16 protein-coding genes are annotated in these 16305 nt (G+C 57.1%); 10 read left to right on the top strand and 6 right to left on the bottom strand.

The annotated features are described in order from the left end of the window. Positions 1 to 70 precede the first annotated feature (70 nt). The 8 genes from rpmH to AC1ENN_RS14210 all read left to right on the top strand — a co-directional run bounded on the left by rpmH (position 71) and on the right by AC1ENN_RS14210 (position 4968). Positions 71 to 208, top strand: a complete 138-nt coding sequence (gene rpmH / locus AC1ENN_RS14245; RefSeq protein WP_010204566.1) for a 50S ribosomal protein L34 — start codon at positions 71 to 73, stop codon at positions 206 to 208. 9 nt (positions 209 to 217) lie between these two features. Next, positions 218 to 559, top strand: a complete 342-nt coding sequence (gene rnpA, locus AC1ENN_RS14240) for a ribonuclease P protein component (protein WP_449647866.1) — start codon at positions 218 to 220, stop codon at positions 557 to 559. Further along, on the top strand, positions 556 to 867 hold the full coding sequence (yidD, locus tag AC1ENN_RS14235; RefSeq protein WP_480391507.1) for a membrane protein insertion efficiency factor YidD: 312 nt from the start codon (positions 556 to 558) through the stop codon (positions 865 to 867). The genes rnpA and yidD overlap by 4 nt, the downstream gene beginning before the upstream one ends. Before the next feature lie 7 nt (positions 868 to 874). Continuing rightward, positions 875 to 1858 (top strand): membrane protein insertase YidC, encoded by a 984-nt coding sequence (gene yidC / locus AC1ENN_RS14230; RefSeq protein WP_449647864.1) that lies wholly within the window; start codon positions 875 to 877, stop codon positions 1856 to 1858. Next, complete coding sequence (locus tag AC1ENN_RS14225) at positions 1855 to 2385, top strand: Jag family protein (protein WP_449647863.1); 531 nt, start codon at positions 1855 to 1857, stop codon at positions 2383 to 2385. Before yidC ends, AC1ENN_RS14225 begins: the two co-directional genes overlap by 4 nt. Before the next feature lie 14 nt (positions 2386 to 2399). Then, positions 2400 to 3035, top strand: coding sequence for a 16S rRNA (guanine(527)-N(7))-methyltransferase RsmG (gene rsmG / locus AC1ENN_RS14220; protein ID WP_480391505.1), 636 nt, complete (start codon positions 2400 to 2402; stop codon positions 3033 to 3035). A 65-nt stretch (positions 3036 to 3100) separates the two neighbouring features. Further along, positions 3101 to 4018 carry a ParA family protein gene (locus AC1ENN_RS14215; protein WP_449647861.1) on the top strand — a complete coding sequence of 306 codons (918 nt, stop codon included), beginning with the start codon at positions 3101 to 3103 and terminating at the stop codon, positions 4016 to 4018. Then, the gene (locus AC1ENN_RS14210) at positions 4018 to 4968 is read left to right on the top strand and encodes a ParB/RepB/Spo0J family partition protein (protein ID WP_480391503.1); all 951 of its coding nucleotides are present in this window, start codon (positions 4018 to 4020) and stop codon (positions 4966 to 4968) included. The genes AC1ENN_RS14215 and AC1ENN_RS14210 overlap by 1 nt, the downstream gene beginning before the upstream one ends. 1271 nt (positions 4969 to 6239) lie before the next feature. Here AC1ENN_RS14210 and AC1ENN_RS14205 read toward each other — a convergent pair. Both AC1ENN_RS14205 and AC1ENN_RS14200 read right to left on the bottom strand, forming a co-directional pair. After that, on the bottom strand, positions 6240 to 7193 hold the full coding sequence (locus tag AC1ENN_RS14205) for a D-alanine--D-alanine ligase family protein (RefSeq protein WP_480406319.1): 954 nt from the start codon (positions 7191 to 7193) through the stop codon (positions 6240 to 6242). A gap of 6 nt (positions 7194 to 7199) precedes the next feature. After that, the gene (locus tag AC1ENN_RS14200; RefSeq protein ID WP_449647858.1) at positions 7200 to 8504 is read right to left on the bottom strand and encodes an aminotransferase-like domain-containing protein; all 1305 of its coding nucleotides are present in this window, start codon (positions 8502 to 8504) and stop codon (positions 7200 to 7202) included. Between the two features lie 236 nt (positions 8505 to 8740). Between AC1ENN_RS14200 and AC1ENN_RS14195 the strand changes: the two genes are divergently transcribed. Continuing rightward, positions 8741 to 9685, top strand: coding sequence for an oxidoreductase (locus AC1ENN_RS14195; protein WP_480406318.1), 945 nt, complete (start codon positions 8741 to 8743; stop codon positions 9683 to 9685). A gap of 33 nt (positions 9686 to 9718) precedes the next feature. Here the strand turns inward: AC1ENN_RS14195 and trxA are convergent, their stop codons facing one another. From trxA to AC1ENN_RS14175, 4 genes are all read right to left on the bottom strand, one after another. After that, the gene (trxA, locus tag AC1ENN_RS14190) at positions 9719 to 10045 is read right to left on the bottom strand and encodes a thioredoxin (protein ID WP_449647856.1); all 327 of its coding nucleotides are present in this window, start codon (positions 10043 to 10045) and stop codon (positions 9719 to 9721) included. A gap of 40 nt (positions 10046 to 10085) precedes the next feature. Continuing rightward, positions 10086 to 11084 carry a thioredoxin-disulfide reductase gene (trxB, locus tag AC1ENN_RS14185; RefSeq protein WP_449647855.1) on the bottom strand — a complete coding sequence of 333 codons (999 nt, stop codon included), beginning with the start codon at positions 11082 to 11084 and terminating at the stop codon, positions 10086 to 10088. 158 nt (positions 11085 to 11242) lie between these two features. Further along, positions 11243 to 12928, bottom strand: a complete 1686-nt coding sequence (gene murJ, locus AC1ENN_RS14180; protein ID WP_449647854.1) for a murein biosynthesis integral membrane protein MurJ — start codon at positions 12926 to 12928, stop codon at positions 11243 to 11245. After that, positions 12921 to 14597 carry a DUF6049 family protein gene (locus tag AC1ENN_RS14175; protein WP_449647853.1) on the bottom strand — a complete coding sequence of 559 codons (1677 nt, stop codon included), beginning with the start codon at positions 14595 to 14597 and terminating at the stop codon, positions 12921 to 12923. Before AC1ENN_RS14175 ends, murJ begins: the two co-directional genes overlap by 8 nt. A gap of 125 nt (positions 14598 to 14722) precedes the next feature. Between AC1ENN_RS14175 and AC1ENN_RS14170 the strand changes: the two genes are divergently transcribed. Beyond that, positions 14723 to 16150 (top strand): CCA tRNA nucleotidyltransferase, encoded by a 1428-nt coding sequence (locus AC1ENN_RS14170; protein WP_480406317.1) that lies wholly within the window; start codon positions 14723 to 14725, stop codon positions 16148 to 16150. The last annotated feature ends 155 nt before the right edge of the window (positions 16151 to 16305 follow it).

The raw sequence follows: 16305 nt of genomic DNA, 5'->3' as shown, positions 1-16305 counted from the left end.
CAGTTGACTTCCGGCCCTTGGGCCTTCTAATTCTTCCCGGCTGCCAGAGCTGGGCCTTGGAGATATAGCTATGAGCAAGAGAACTTTCCAGCCAAACAACCGTCGTCGTGCGAAGGTTCACGGTTTCCGTTTGCGTATGCGCACCCGTGCAGGCCGCGCGATCTTGGGCGCTCGTCGTCGCAAGGGACGCACCGAACTCTCCGCCTAGCCTCGTCCGGTGTTGTCTAAGACCAACCGCGTGACGCATCCGAGTGACTTTCGCTTGGCTGTTCGTCGGGGACGTCGTTATGCAGCACCGCACTTAGTTGTCCACATTGTGGATAACAAGCGATCCAACAGTGTGCGCTTTGGCTTTATCGTTTCCAAAGCTGTAGGCAACGCGGTAGTACGAAATCGTGTTCGTCGCAGACTTCGCGCGGCGGCCGCGCAACTTCTCCCGAACATTCCTAGAAGTTCGGACATCGTGGTTCGTGCGCTGGCAGGTTCTGAGCATACGGAGTGGACTACGCTACAGGCTGAGATCGCAGAAGGGATTGACCGCATCGTGGTGAAGGCATGAAGTCTCTCGTTACGTTTGCGCTGCTCCTTCCGCGGAACGTCTGTGTCTTCATTCTGCGTATTTACCGAGCTGTCATCTCACCTCTCTATGGTGATGTTTGCCGGTATTACCCGTCGTGCTCTCATTACACTCTTCAAGCCATCCAACAGCACGGTGTTTTCCGTGGGGTGTGGCTTGGTTCCCGTCGTATTCTCCGCTGCCACCCGTGGGCTGAGGGCGGAATCGACGACATACCGGCTCGACGGCATGACCGTTATCAGATCACCAGGTTCGGCTTTGTGATAGCCGCAAGCCACGAAAGGGGCTAACCACCACATGGATCTTTTTGCATTCTTTGGCTCATTACTATGGCCAATCAAGTGGGTGATTGAGGCGATCCTCGTCGCATTCCATACCCTTCTCACGGCAGTGGGAATGGATGCCGATGCCGGCCTCACCTGGGTGCTCTCGATTGTTGGTCTGGTGCTCGTTGTTCGAGCTGCTCTGATTCCGGTCTTCGTCCGGCAGATTAAGAGCCAACGTCGGATGATGGAGGTTGCTCCTCAGCTCAAAAAGATCCAAGACAAATACAAGGGAAAGAAGGATCAATTCTCTCGCGAGGCGATGTCTCGCGAGACGATGGAGATGTACAAGAAGGCTGGTACCAACCCCTTCAGTTCCTGCCTCCCCTTACTTCTTCAGATGCCGATCTTCTTCGGTCTCTTCTCGGTGCTTCGTGAAGCTCAGCTTGAGGATCATGCAGCCGGAGTTGGACTCCTCAGCGCTGATCTTTCTGAGTCATTTGGCACTTCCTCACTCTTTGGCATCGCACCGCTGCACTTGGCAATCAGCACAGCTGAAGGCAACGTCGCTGTAATCGTCACCGCCGTGATCATGGTCATTCTGATGACTGGCTCGCAGTTCATTACCCAGCTTCAGATAATGTCGAAGAATCAGTCGGCTGAGATGAAGGCAAGCCCCATGTACCGCCAACAGCGGATCATGTTGTATCTACTCCCCCTTGTTTTCGCTTTCTCGGGTTTCACTTTCCCGCTGGGCGTCATGTTCTACTGGCTCGTTTCCAACTTCTGGACCATGGGTCAGCAGTTCCTCGTGATTCGCAATATGCCAACGCCGGGCAGTGAAGCAGCGCTCGCTCGTGAAGCACGATTGGCGAAGCGAAACCAACGCAAGGGAATCATTGAAGAGGCACCCGATTCAGAGTCAGGTACCGCTGTCATTGAAGAACCCAAGAACCCGCAGCGGGATCAACCCGTTAGCAAGAACCGTGCCAAGAAGAAGCAGGGAAAAAAGAAATGACGAACGTTTCTGACACTGACACCGCCGCAGTTGAGACTCCTCCTGTCGACGATCGTGAAGACCGCACTTCCGCCCAGCTTGAAGAAGAGGGCGACATCGCGGCTGATTACATCGAGGAACTGCTTGATATCGCCGACCTTGATGGCGACATTGAAATTGATGCTCGTGCTGGTCGCGCTTATGTTTCGGTCACGTCAAGTGAAGAAACCAATCTCCGACTGCTGTCGCGTCCAGACACAGTTACTGCACTTCAAGAGCTGACTCGAATCGCTGTACAGAACAAGACTGGTGCCTTCTCCCGTTTGATTCTCGACATCGGCGGATCGCGTGAGGCTCGCGCGGCTGAACTTTCAAAGCTTGTCGATACAGCGGTTGAGCGCATCGAAGCCGGTTCGGCTTCTGCTGCACTCCCTCCCATGTCGTCCTATGAGCGCAAACTTGTTCACGACGTGGTGGCTGAGCGTGGTTTCGTTTCGCAGTCGAGTGGTGAAGGCCGAGATCGCCACACTGTTATTACTCGCGCCTAGTTTCACGTGAAACATTGAGCGAAGAACTGGGGCTCGAACGCGAGCCCGAAGTTGCAGCGGAGCTGTTTGGCGATCGTATCCACTTAGCACGGCAATACACCGAGAGCCTTGCACTTCGGGGAGAAGAACTCGGCCTTATCGGACCGCTTGAGGTTCCGCGTCTATGGAGCCGGCACATTGTGAACTGTGCCTTGGTCGCTCCTCTGTTGAAGCCAGGCCTTGTCGGAGACATAGGCAGTGGTGCTGGGCTGCCGGGTTTAGTTCTCGCTATCGCGCGCCCTGATGTTGAGTTTGTATTGATTGAACCCATGGAACGTCGCACGGACTGGCTGTCTGCTGAGTCTGCTCGACTCGGATTAACGAACGTCGTTGTCGAACGTTCCCGGTCACAGGATGCCGCTTATGCCGAAGGTCTTTCTCAGATAACGGCGCGCGCAGTCACTGCTCTTTCGAAGCTGATTCCTTCCACTGAGCACCTCCTTGCCCCCGGCGGCGAGATGGTTTTTATGAAAGGTGCACGCATCGACGAGGAGATTGAAGCGGCAGCAAAGGCGATCCGCAAAGCACGTTTACATGACGTGGAGTCTCTCGTTCTTGGCGAAGGAATCACTCCAGAGATCACAAGGGTCTTTCGGGCTAGAGTGGACTGATTCGGCTGCAGGTTGGGCCGCCACCACACTTCACCTTTTTTGCAGTACCAGAGAGAAAGTTTCACGTGAAACATCCCGAGAGCGAAGTCAACGAACAGAGCAAATCGTTCGATGAGACCACGCCGCTTGCGCGGGAGATTGCGGATTTGACTCGTCGTCGCCAGGCCGTGGCCGCAGCGTCTCTTCCCCTCCCCGAGAAGGCTCGCGTCTTCACGGTGGCCAACCAAAAAGGCGGCGTAGGAAAAACGACTTCGACGGTCAACCTTGCGGCAGCGTTGGCTCGCACAGGCGCACGAGTGCTGGTCATTGACCTCGATCCTCAAGGGAATGCATCGACTGCGCTTGGCGTGGAGCACCGCTCAGAGACGCCTAGTGTCTATGACGTCATGATCAACGATGTCCCGATGATCGATGTTGTACAGAAGAGTCCAGAGTTCGCGGCGCTGTACTGCGTGCCCGCAACCATTCACCTTGCTGGAGCTGAGATCGAACTCGTTTCTCTGGTAGCTCGAGAGCAGCGGTTGCGCTCAGCCCTTGATCAGTTTCTTCAAGACTCCCCGGATTCGTACCACTATGTGTTCATTGATTGCCCGCCTTCGCTTGGTCTATTGACGATCAACGCGTTCGTTGCGGCACAGGAGGTTCTCATCCCGATCCAGTGTGAGTACTACGCACTAGAGGGATTGAGCCAGCTCCTCAACAACATCAAACTCATCGAACGTCATCTCAATCCGAAACTCAGGGTTTCGACGATTCTCATGACGATGTATGACTCCCGCACAAATCTCGCCAATCAGGTTGTTGATGATGTGCGTGAACACTTCCCCAACCAAGTGCTGACAACAGTGATTCCTCGTTCAGTGAGGATCTCGGAAGCACCCAGTTACGGGCAAACTGTTATTAGCTATGACCAGAACTCCCCAGGCTCGCTCTCCTACTTGGAAGCAGCAGCGGAGATTGCACATCGAGGAGCACCCCAATAATGGCCGCACCCAAACGCACAGGCCTAGGCCGCGGAATTGGCGCCCTTATCCCCGCATCTGACGAGAACGAACAGCGTCCCGTCGACGTATTCTTTCCCGGCGGAGAGATTTCTACCGACAAGCTTCGTTCGGTTCCGGGCGCGCGTTTGGCAAGCCTCTCCCCCCTCGACATTGTTCCGAACTCTCGGCAGCCTCGTACAGAATTTCGTGAGGAAGAGCTTTCAGAGCTGATCGTATCGATCCGTGAGATTGGCGTTCTTCAACCCATCGTTGTTCGTCCGCTCGCGGGCGCTCTCGAGGGCCAGCCGCAATACGAGCTCATCATGGGTGAGCGTCGTTTGCGCGCGAGCAAGCATTTGGGGCTCGCCACTATCCCCGCAGTCATTAAGAGCACCGCAGATGAGGACATGCTCCGCGATGCTCTGCTTGAGAACTTGCACCGCGCGAATCTCAACCCTCTTGAAGAAGCCTCCGCGTATCAGCAGCTTTTGGCAGACTTTGGGATCACTCAGGAGCAGTTAGCCGAGCGAATTGGCCGTTCTCGACCTCAAATTACGAACACTTTGCGCCTTTTGCGCCTTCCAGAAAGCGTTCAGCGCCGTGTAGCGGCCGGAGTTCTGACCGCTGGACACGCTCGCGCGCTCCTGTCGCTTCCTGACGCGCAAGGAATGGAGCGTTTGGCGGACAAAATCGTCAATGAAGAACTTTCGGTTCGAGCTGCTGAAGCTGCAGCGGGATCCCTCTCGACTAAACCTGCTCGCGTGAAGCCTTCACGGGGCAAGAAGCAAGGTCCTCTAGATGAGATTGCCGAACGACTAGCGGACCGTCTGAACACTCGGGTCAAGGTGAATCTTGGCGCTAGCAAGGGACAGGTCATCATCGACTTCGCTACGGTAGGCGACCTCAACCGTATTCTCGAGGAACTCGGCGATACAGGTTTCAACCGCTAACACTCCCCCGCTGCTCGCGTCCTTCTGTGCGATTCGGAAGTGGACGCTAAGAGTGAAGTCGATTCTCGGTGTTCAACGGACTTCGGGTCAAAGTTCACCTCCGTGAGAGCTGTTAGAGCTGCTCGGTGCGGATAGCTTTGCTAGCTCATCTTCGCGAATAGCAGAAGACCCTGACGCCACAATTAGGCCGGACGATGTGGGGCCGGCGGAATCCTGAGAACCTTGCTGACTGAGTGTCTCCGGCATTGTTTCACGTGAAACACTGCGGATTTTGGCCCCGATACTGTGACGTTGGCGGGTCGCTCGATCCTTCGTTTTCGGTTGCTTTGAGGAGCGTACGAACCTGGTGCCCTAGTGAAACAGCGGGAGTTCGCCGTTTTTGGAGTACTTTCACTCTGCCTTCCCGGCGCTTGTGGATCGCTCGGTAGGCCCGTTCGCCGATGAGGTGAAGTGCCGGGCAACGTCGAGCAATCGGAACCAGGAAAAGGGACCGTTCTTGCGCTTGCGCTTGCGCTTGCGCTTGCGCTTGCGCTTGCGCTTGCGGTGACGGTCGACGGTGACGGTCGACGGTGACGGTCGAGATCGAGGAGACGGTCAAGGTCGTGATCGTCGTGAGGTGTCTCGGCAATGAAAGTTGCGAGGGTCAGTGTTGGGGTTGCGCTTGCTGACACCCGATTCTGATTCTCCTGATGCCGCGACCTCAAGCGCGGTGCTCGTGAACTGAGATCACTTCTAAGAAGTCCGCTGGTTCCTCGCGCGACCCGCCCGTTGTGCGCAACCGGTTGATGGAGATTGGAAGTTGAACCAGCCCTCGGTATGAAAAGATCGGGACCTTCCCCGTCGTCAACCTTGCGACTCCCGATGTTTCACGTGAAACGGAGGTCAGGACCCCATCCCTGGAGCTTTCTGCTTGAACTTCGCCCACCCCTGCGTTTTTGCTGCCCGTCGCTCGATTCTCTGCCAACGGAGGTCCGCGGAGTGAACGAAGCAACCGAAGTAGCCGAAGCAACCGTTTCACGTGAAACATCACAGTGGTATTCTGCGCGGTGCAGTCCCCAGGGAACGCGATGCTCCATCCTTACCCGAGAGAACTGGGATTGAAGCTCCGGGCTGCGCGCCGCGACAGACCGGGTGCAGAATCTGCCTGGGTCGACTACGGTCCGACGACCCGATGAACGAGACTCATAGTGCGCGAATGTTGAACGAGTGGTCGATCATCTGACCCCTCCCCTGTCTTCGACCTGTTTCAGCCAGGGGATTGAGCGGTGAAGTTAGGGACCTTCTATTGCGGCTTCTGCCAGCGCTGCATATACACGCCCGAGATCGTGCCCCGCAGCGACGATTGCTTGCGGCAAAATTGACGTTTCGGTGAGCCCGGGAAGCACATTTGCCTCGAGGAACCACGGTGTCCCTGCACCATCAACGATGATGTCGACGCGCGAAAGGTGGCGCAGTCCGAGCGCCGAATGTGCCGCTAAAGCTGCCTCTGCAGCACGGGCGGCATCCTTCTGAGAGATTCGTGCCGGAGTATAAAAGTCGGTCTGACCAGCATTATAACGAGCCTCAAAAGTGTAGGCGCCTTCGAGAGGAACGATTTCAACGGCGGGTAGTGCGACCGGTCCCATGCCGGTGTCGAGAACGCCGATAGCGATCTCAACCCCCGTGATGCGCTGCTCGATGAGTGCGACATCACAATAGTTGTAGGCGTTCACCATTGCCCGAGGAAGATCACTTCGATCAGAGACTATGGATACTCCCTGTGCGGATCCGCCCTGAGTGGGCTTGACAACGAGGTCGCCCGAAAGTTCGTCGGCGAGTTCATCCAAGATGCTGTGTGCGCCCAGTTCGCGAAAAGAATCGCGGGACAGAGCAATCGACAGCGGGGTGCGAACGCCAACGCGGGAAACGAGTGCCTTGGCCGTTGGCTTATCCCAGGCAAGGCGGGCGGCGTCTGCCCGCGACCCCACATAGGGGATGCCGATCAGGTCGAGCAATCCACGTAGGGCCCCGTCTTCCCCGCTCGCGCCGTGAAGCGCGGGCCACACTACATCTGGCTTGTTCTCGCGAAGATAGGGAAGCAAAGATGCATCGGGATCACGCAGCTCAACATCTTTGCCTTGGGCGAGTAGGCCATCGGCAACTCGGCGTCCCGAGCGCAGAGATACATCGCGCTCATGGGAGATTCCGCCGGCAAGAACTAGTACGCGAGTGGGTGAAGCGTTCATGGTGTCCTAGCTGAGGTTGGCTGGAGGGTTGATCATCGATGGCGCGGGTGGCGCAATCGTCAAGGGGGCAGTCTGGGAGAAAGTATTGAGCAGCTCTATCTCCCCGTTGATCACCGTGGAAAGCCGTCGGATTCCCTCGCGGATGAAATCGGGAGTCGGGTAGCAGAATGAGAGCCTCATATTGCTTCGCCCGTTCCCATCGGCAAAGAAAGCAGTCCCTGGCGTATAGGCCACGAGTTCCTTGACCGCTCGCGGCAGCATTGACTTGGAATCGAGGTTGTCAGGAAGCGTTACCCAGATATAGAAACCACCATTGGGCACAGTCCACTGCAGGTCGGGCAGGTAATCGTCGAGGGCATCCAACATTGCATCGCGACGCTCTCGGTACACGCCGCGGAAGGTGTCAATCTGGCCCTTCCAATCGGCAACGCTCATATATTCGCTGATGATGTTTTGAGTAAACGAGCTCGGGGAAAGGACCGCGGCCTCATTCGCCAAAATGAGTTTTTCTCTGATGGCGTGCGGTGCGAGCACCCAACCCACCCGGAAACCCGGGGCGAGAGTCTTAGAGAACGTGCCCAGATAGATCACACCATCCTCTTCCACCGACCGCATTGCGTGCGGAGGTGGACCATCGAAGTACAACAACCCATAAGGGTTGTCCTCGAGAACCAGAATGCCGTTCTCCCGTGCAATCTCGAGCACCTCAATGCGGCGCTCCCAACTAAGGGTTACCCCCGCTGGATTACTGAAAGTGGGAACCGTGTACAAAAACTTGATTGTCTTTCCCGCGGCACGAACTGAAGCGATGTGTGCGCGCAGAGAGTCAGGAACTAGCCCAAAGTCATCCATTTCAACGTGAGTTATTTCCGCTTGAAATGACTTGAAGACGACCATCGCGGTGACGTAGCTTGGGCCCTCAGCAATAACTACATCGCCAGGATTGATGAAAAGTTTTGTCACCAGTTCAAGCGCATGTTGTGAGCCGGTCGTGACGACAACGTCATCAACGCTCGCCCGAATTCCCTCGAGAGCCATCACTTCGAGGATCTGCTCCCGAAGAGCAGGCAAACCCTGGCCAGAACCGTACTGCAACGCCGCAGGTCCGCGATCGCGCATCACACGATCAATCGATTCTGTGATCAGGTCTTGAGGCAGCGCGGAGACATAGGGCATGCCGCCAGCCAGTGACACCACCTCGGGGCGAGAGGCGACGGCAAACAACGCTCGCACTTCGGACGCCGCAAGCCCTGAGGCGCGGTCCGCATAGTGATGGAACCACTGATCGAGGTTGTTTGGCTGTGTTGTCATGGGTAGTCCCGTTCGGTTGACTTTAAACAATAGGCGTTTGTCGGTTGCCACCTGAAACTGAGCAAGGATTACACCGAACCGATCAGCAATCTGACAGCCGCTCCGTTCCGAATCAACTTTGTGAGCCCGTGCAGAGAAACTCATGCTCAACTAGCAAGGTGCCAGTGCACGTTGGCGACAGAACCCCCAGACGTGGCCGTTAACGTCACCGTTTCAGCACGAAATTGAGGACACCAGTGAACGCTCGCACCGAATGGACCGAATCCGACATTGCAAGCGTCACTGGCAAGGTCGCGATCGTTACCGGGGCAAACTCAGGGCTCGGCTTCGAGACGGCCCGTGCTTTGCTCAAGGCTGGCGCGCACGTTGTCATGACGATGAGAACTACTGAAAAGGCAGCAGCGGCGAAAACTGCCATCGTCGAGCAGCTCGGCGACGTCTCCGTTGAAACAATGCTCCTCGATCTCGCGGATCTTGAATCGATTCGTCGATTCAGTGAAGAGTTTCACGGGAAACATTCACGTCTAGATTTGCTGATCAACAATGCCGGGATCATGATGACGGATGCCCAGCTCACGATTGACGGATTCGAATCCCAACTCGGCACCAACCACCTCGGGCACTTCGCCCTCACCGGGCACCTCCTCGATCTCATCACTACTACTCCTGGTGCACGAGTTGTGAGCCTGTCGAGCCTGGCCCACCGCTGGGGATTCATGGAATTCGGCAACCTCATGTTCCAGAACGGCTCCTACACACCGCGTGCTGCCTACGGCCGCTCCAAACTGGCCAATCTTCTATTCACTTATGAGCTCCAACGCCGCTTCGCGCTGGCAGGAGTGGATGCAATGGCGGTAGCCGCGCATCCGGGCACCGCCGGAACAGGGCTCGCGGATCACCTGTTTGATCGCTGGTACCTGCGCCCACTGAAAAAACTCGTATTTCTGGGCATCCAAACCCCGAAGCAGGGCGCTCGTCCTTCTCTGCGGGCCGCAACAGACCCTCAGGCGAATGGAGGTGACTACTTCGGTCCATCGGGCCGCAAGGAGTACCGTGGTGCCCCTGTGTTGGTTGAATCAAGCCCGGCCTCGCACTCCGAAGTAGATGCAACAAAATTGTGGGCCGAATCAGAGCGACTCACGGGCGTTAAGTACGAAAGCCTCCGCACACCCACCAAGTAGTGGATGTCGGAGGCCTTCGACTACGAAGTTCCTTTAGGCCAAGAACTCTGCGAGGTCAGACTCAAGCGCTGGCTTCGGCTTTGCGCCGATGACGGTCTTGACAACCTCTCCACCGCGGAAGACCTTCATGGCGGGGATAGATGTGATCTGGTACTTCATCGCCATCTGGGGGTTGTCGTCGACGTTGAGCTTGACGATCTTGATCTTGTCGGAGTGCTCGCTGGCGATCTGGTCGAGGATCGGACCAACCTGGCGACATGGGCCGCACCATTCGGCCCAGAAATCCACCATGATGGTGTCCTCTGAGTTGAGGACGAGCTCTTCAAAGTTGGCGTCGGTTACTTCTGTTGCTGAAGACATTAAAGGTTCCTTTGTTCGTTGGGATGTCTGCGGTGAGCGACTAAGCCAGCGTGGGTACGCCGGCGGCTTCGGGAGCTTCTTGCTCCTTGGGCTGGACTGCGCCGGCGACAAGTTCGCGCGGCAGTGATGCGAGGTAGTGCTCCGCATCGAGGGCTGCAACGGTGCCGGAGCCGGCGGCCGTTACTGCTTGGCGGTAAGTGGGGTCGATAACGTCGCCGGCGGCAAATACTCCGGTGATGTTCGTGCGTGAGGAACGACCATCCACTGCCACTGTTCCGTCGGCGTTGATGTCGAGCTGGCCGTGCACAAGGTGTGTGCGGGGGTCTGCGCCGATAGCAATGAACAGGCCGCTGACGTCGAGGTGTGACGTGCTGCCATCAACGGTGTCTGTGAGATCGATACCGTCAACGAGGTCGGAACCGGTAATGCCGGTTACAGCCTTGTTCCAGACGAATTCAATCTTGGGATCGCTGAATGCACGCTCCTGCATTGCCTTGGACGCACGCAGTTCGTCCTTACGGTGAATCACATAAACCTTGTCAGCAAACTTCGTGAGGAACGTTGCCTCTTCCATCGCCGAATCGCCGCCGCCGACGACAGCGATCGTCTTTTTGCGGAAGAAGAAACCATCGCAGGTCGCGCACCATGAGACGCCGTAGCCGCTCAAGCGCTCTTCGTCAGGAAGTCCAAGCTTGCGGTAAGCAGAACCCGTTGCGAAAACTACCGCGAGAGCTTCGTGCACGTCGCCGTTGCCGAGAGTGACCTTCTTGACCTGTCCATCGAGCTGCAGGTCAGTGACGTCATCGAGAACGATCTCAGCGCCGAACCGCTCAGCCTGCTTCTGCATTTCGAGCATGAGGTCTGGGCCCTGAATTCCTTCAGCAAAACCAGGATAGTTTTCGATTTCGGTGGTCTTCATAAGCTCGCCACCAGCCTCTACCGAGCTAGCAATCACCAGCGGCGCGAGATTTGCGCGGGCAGCATAGATCGCAGCGGTGTAACCGGCGGGGCCGGATCCGATGATGATGAGTTGACGCACTTTTTCGTGTCTCCTTGGGATCGTTATTACCCGGTTCAACACATCCTAGCTATGGAGTATTCCAAGCGGCTGGGGCATGCGGGGCTAGCTACAGATTGTTAGCAGCCCTGTCATTGTGAGTTCCCTTTCGGGTAAACCGCGAGGGTATCGAGCGAAGGCTACCGGCGGCGCAAACGCGATGCGATGGGCTTGGCGAAAGCGAAGAACTCGTCATTCTTGGTGAGCGCGAGAGTTGCCGCATAGATGACCAGCATTCCGGTACCTGCCAGCGCGATGGAAGCAAAGCCACCAGCAAAACCGGAAACAACAAAGGAATCTTCGCCAAATCCGCCAAGAAGCATCAGAATTCCGAAGCCGGCGGCGGCTGCAGGCAGCATTGCCGCAAAGAACCACAACGCACGCAAGATGAGCGGAAGAATGACAAACCCGGGAACTCTCTTGCGCAGAACGATAAGGGCAATAACGGTTTGAATCGTGCCGGCAATGCTAATCATCGCCGCCAATCCCATGGCGATGCGATCAACGGGGAACGTCGAGACGACAAGCGCTCCACAGACATACAGCACCACCTGGAGACTCTGCAGGATGAACGGGGTACGAGTGTCTTCGAACGCATAGAAGACCCGCTGCAATACGTACATAACGCTAAACGGGACTAGGCCGACAAGGTAAAGGATGAGCACGAAGGCCAGCGATAGTGTCTGGTCGTAACTAGTGGCGAATAGTGCGCTGAAGGGGAACGCAATCACCATCAGGCCGATCGCCGCAAACATGAGCAGCATCAGGATCGACCGCAGAGATGAAGAAACATCGTCGCGCATTGACGCGAGATCTCCGTCACGCGCGTGGCCGCTCATCCGGGTGAAGTAGGCCATACCGATCGATACCGCAATCACCGAGTGCGGGAGCATGAAAATGAGCCACGCGGTGGTGATGAGGAAGACGGATGCCCCACCAGACGCAATCGTCGCAACGCGCGTACCGATCACACCACCTATCTGTGTGACCAGGATCATGCCGAAGGTCCACGCTGCCGCTTTTCCTGCTGCGCCGAGACCTACCCCGCGCCAGCGGAATTCTGGGCGATACCGAAGACCGGCCCGGTGCCAGAAATACGCCAAGAGAGCTGCCTGAACGGCAACCCCAAGAGTGGCGCTCCCAGCGAGGACTGCGACCATCTGATCGGTCCAGTCCGCTGGCGGCACGCCGGAAACAGTGCCGAAAAGCAACTGGAACACGATCAGACCGGAAAGCATTACGACGTTGTTCGCGACGGGAGCCCAGGTAAATGGTCCGAACTTGCCGCGGGCATTGAGCACCTCGCCCAAAAGTGAATAGAGCGCGTAGAACAGAATCTGCGGCAGGCACCAGTAGGCGAAGGCGGTAGCGAGAGCAAACTCTGGCGGGCCGAATTTGTCGCTCGACTGTGCGTACACCTGAACGAGCCATGGGGCACTGACAGTCGCAATGGCGGTGATCACCAGAAAGACGACTACGCCGAGAGTCACCAGGCGATTAATGAATTTTTGGCCACCATCTTTGTGAAGCGCCGCTCTGACAATCTGCGGCACAATGACCGCACTAAGCATTCCCCCGGCGACGATCGCATAGATGCTCTTGGGCAACTGATTGGCGATCGCGTAGGCGTCACCGGACCCGAACAAGCCAAGAGTGCGGGCAAGAACGAGAGCGCTGAGGAAGCCAAGGATGCGCGAAACAAAGGTGCCCGACGCAAGCAGAGCACTCGCACGGCCGATTGTTGACGCTTTCTGGGCGGGAAGCGCCGTTGCGGCAGTGGGCACCCCCGGACCCGGTTGAGTTTCGGGTTCTCTCGGATTAGTCATCTACGGGCTTTCTGCGGCGCACGATACTCCGAACGAATCCGACTCCGAAGACCACCACCACGAGTGCAGCGAAGGCCAAAACAATGGGCGTTTCCCACCCAGCCTGAACATTGACTTCGCTGACGGTATTGCTGCCGATGGGGAGCCCAGTGCTGCTCGTGAGGCTGATATCAACGTCGACAACACCATTGGACAGCGCCTGCACAGGAATGTTGCCCTTCGCTTGCGAATTTGCTTCGATGTGAAGCTCGACGCGACCATTTCCTACGGCGAGAAGACCAGTTCGCGGGTCGACCGTAATGAAGACGGTCACTGCCTGATTGAGGTTGTTGTTCACGGAGATGGGCAAGAAGCTGTTGTCAGCTAAGAAGAGAAAGTTGCTGGATTCCACAACGCTAACCGCGGAGAGGATGTCTCGAGAGTCGGCCAAAAAGGTACTGACCTCACTGAGCCAGTCGGCGGGATCTTCGGTCGGGACAACGCTCGTTACGTCAAGAAGTTCGAGTCGACGCTGGGCAACCAGTGCTTCAGGGTCGTCGGCGATGGAGAAGAAAGTGTTCTCCTGTTCCGCAGCAGCCAGGAGACGACCGACATCGCCGATGCGCTCAGCGCTCTGAGGCGTATCAATGACTGTTGCGGGCGATGCTGCAGCAATCGCCGTCGCTGAGGCGAGCGAGGTAAGAGGAACAAGAGTGATTGATGGGCTCGCCGTGAGGCTGGCTAGTGCGGTATCAAGTCGGGCCGAACTGAGTTCAAGAGAATGATCGATCGCGACGAGCACAGTCGCGGTCGCGGCTGACTGGGCATTGCCCGCCGTGAGTACTGCAGAAGCAAGAGCTGTTTCTGCCGCAGTGACATCTCGGTCGAGAGTGGAGCCGAGGGCATCATCCATGGCCGCAGATGCTGTTGAATCGGCGATGAGGGCTGTCATGCCGTCGATCGTGACAACCGAGCCAGCGCTAGCCTCTCGTTCAACATTCGTTGACGACAGAACGACTGTGCTGAAGCCACTGGCGGCAAACGCGTCGAGATCACTCGTCACGACACTATTTGCTCGGGGGTGCACTAAACCGGGGAGTGAATAATCCCAGGCCAGAAGTTCTTCCGTTGTGGGATAGGTCGGAATGACGTCGGCGCCGACATCCATCGCGTCTGCGTTATCGGTTGATGCGGGAGCGTCAGCGTCTGCGAAGTTGGCGGGATCGAGCGCAAAATCGAAACTCACTGGAGCGAGCGTTGTCGCCTCACCAGCCTGCGTAGCCAACGTCGGGTCGGAGTTCGCGTAGGGCAGCGGAACAATTTCGTTGGAGATGAGCGAAAGGCGCTCGAGCCAATTGCGAGCAGACTCTGGCGCGCTAGTGCCCAGCGCGCGAATGGAGACCAAGATCATCGGATCGATGGCAACGGCGATGGGCTTTCCTGCCACAGCATCCAATTGCCGAGTCAGCAGCCCCAAGGAGTCGGTGTAGTCGGCAAGAGTTTCGGCATCGATGAGCCCACCGCTGCCGGAGGGGACAGTCAATGGCGCGATCACGGTGACCTCGGTGGCAGCGGATGCCGTCGTTAACGTCGGAGCGACACTGGCGCTCGGTGTAGCACTTGCTCCGCTCGCGGCAAGAGTGAGGCCTAGGCCGAGCACGATGGCGGCGCTGAATACTCTTATAGGCAAGGGTCTACCCCGTACTCTCGCTTGGCCAGCATGGTGTGAGTTTATTCGTCCTTCTCTGAATGATGGGTGCGTTGTGCACTCATCGGGCAAATTGCTCGCAATGGTCGTGCGAAACTAGTCGCATCATGGAGAGTGTTGCCGCCGCAATTGAGAGTCTCGGAAAGCTTGCCGACTCTAAACCCGTAGCCACCCTAGCCGCGCGATTCGCTGCTGAAGGCTTCGAACTCGCGCTTGTGGGTGGACCGGTGAGGGACGCCTTCCTGGGGCGCGTTGTTAGCGACCTCGATTTTGCGACAAATGCGAACCCCGACGACATCATGCGAATCGTTAAGCCGATCTCGGATGCGCAGTGGGACATCGGTCGAGACTTTGGCACGATCGCGGCCCGCATTGACGGGGAAACGGTCGAAATTACGACGTATCGTGCCGATAGCTATGACGGTGAAACGAGAAAGCCGGTTGTCGCTTTTGGTGATTCTCTGGAGAAAGACCTCGAACGTCGGGACTTCAGCGTCAATGCGATGGCTTTGCGTTTGCCTGAGCGGGTTCTTGTTGACCCGTGGAATGGTGTTGAGGACCTGCTGACCAAAACCCTCACAACACCTGGATCGCCTGAGGTGTCGTTCGGCGATGATCCGCTGCGGATGATGCGAGCCGCGCGTTTCACGTCGCAGCTGGGTTTCACGGTCTCCCCTGACACTGTTCGGGCGATGACAGAGCTCGCCCCGCGGATCGAGATCGTCAGCGTCGAGCGGGTGAGTGATGAGCTCACAAAACTGTTGAAGACGGATGACCCGGTTCCGGGCATCCGCCTTCTGGTCGAGACGGGGATTGCTGACCACGTGCTCCCCGAGATTCCGGCATTGAAGCTTGAGGTCGATGAGCACGCCCACCACAAGGATGTCTACGAGCATTCGCTGACAGTGTTGCGTCAAGCGATTGACCTCGAAAAGAGTCGCCCGGGAATCGAGGGCCCAGACCTTGTTCTGAGGATCGCTGCGCTACTGCACGACATCGGCAAGCCTTCGACGCGCAAAATCGAACGCGGCGGTGTCGTGACCTTCCACCATCACGACGTTGTTGGGGCAAAGCTTGCGACGAAGCGTTTGAGGGCTCTGCGTTTCGACAAGGACACAATCACCTCGGTAGCGCGGCTCGTTGAGCTTCACTTGCGCTTCTTCGGTTACACCGAGGGCGCGTGGACTGATTCGGCCGTGCGCCGCTACGTTCGGGATGCCGGAGCTCAGCTTGAACGCCTGCACATCATTACCCGGGCGGATGTCACTACGCGCAATGTGCGGAAGGCCGACCGTTTAGCTTTTGCCTACGACGACCTCGAAGATCGGATCGCGGCAATTGCTGAGGCAGAGGGAATTGCGGCAGTACGCCCCGATCTCGACGGCGAACAGATCATGGCGATTCTGGGACTTAAGCCGAGTCGTGAGGTTGGAGAGGCGTATTCGTTCTTGCTCGAGCTGCGACTCGACGAGGGGCCACTCGGTGAGCCTGAGGCAGAAAAGCGACTGCGCGCGTGGTGGGCTGAGCGTCAATAACGCCCACTAGTCTTCTCACCTTGAGTATTGCCCCGCCAAACAACTACACTAGGCAGGTTGTCTAACTACCAATAGGTGGAAAGACGAACGTCAACACCCTCCTGTTACAGATCGTCTGTAACCGTTTAAGTCCGAAGGAGGTGGGTTTGTGACGC

This window comes from Rhodoglobus sp. G.S.23 (assembly GCF_056675935.1).
This window is presented reverse-complemented; position numbering and strand designations above follow the sequence as displayed.

Bases quoted from the DNA above. Each gene is read 5' to 3' on its own strand.
- rpmH (WP_010204566.1), top strand. From the start codon at position 71: ATGAGCAAGAGAACTTTCCAGCCAAACAACCGTCGTCGTGCGAAGGTT.
- AC1ENN_RS14200 (WP_449647858.1), bottom strand. From the start codon at position 8,504: ATGACAACACAGCCAAACAACCTCGATCAGTGGTTCCATCACTATGCG.
- yidD (WP_480391507.1), top strand. From the start codon at position 556: ATGAAGTCTCTCGTTACGTTTGCGCTGCTCCTTCCGCGGAACGTCTGT.
- trxA (WP_449647856.1), bottom strand. From the start codon at position 10,045: ATGTCTTCAGCAACAGAAGTAACCGACGCCAACTTTGAAGAGCTCGTC.
- AC1ENN_RS14205 (WP_480406319.1), bottom strand. From the start codon at position 7,193: ATGAACGCTTCACCCACTCGCGTACTAGTTCTTGCCGGCGGAATCTCC.
- AC1ENN_RS14225 (WP_449647863.1), top strand. From the start codon at position 1,855: ATGACGAACGTTTCTGACACTGACACCGCCGCAGTTGAGACTCCTCCT.
- murJ (WP_449647854.1), bottom strand. From the start codon at position 12,928: ATGACTAATCCGAGAGAACCCGAAACTCAACCGGGTCCGGGGGTGCCC.
- yidC (WP_449647864.1), top strand. From the start codon at position 875: ATGGATCTTTTTGCATTCTTTGGCTCATTACTATGGCCAATCAAGTGG.
- AC1ENN_RS14210 (WP_480391503.1), top strand. From the start codon at position 4,018: ATGGCCGCACCCAAACGCACAGGCCTAGGCCGCGGAATTGGCGCCCTT.
- AC1ENN_RS14170 (WP_480406317.1), top strand. From the start codon at position 14,723: ATGGAGAGTGTTGCCGCCGCAATTGAGAGTCTCGGAAAGCTTGCCGAC.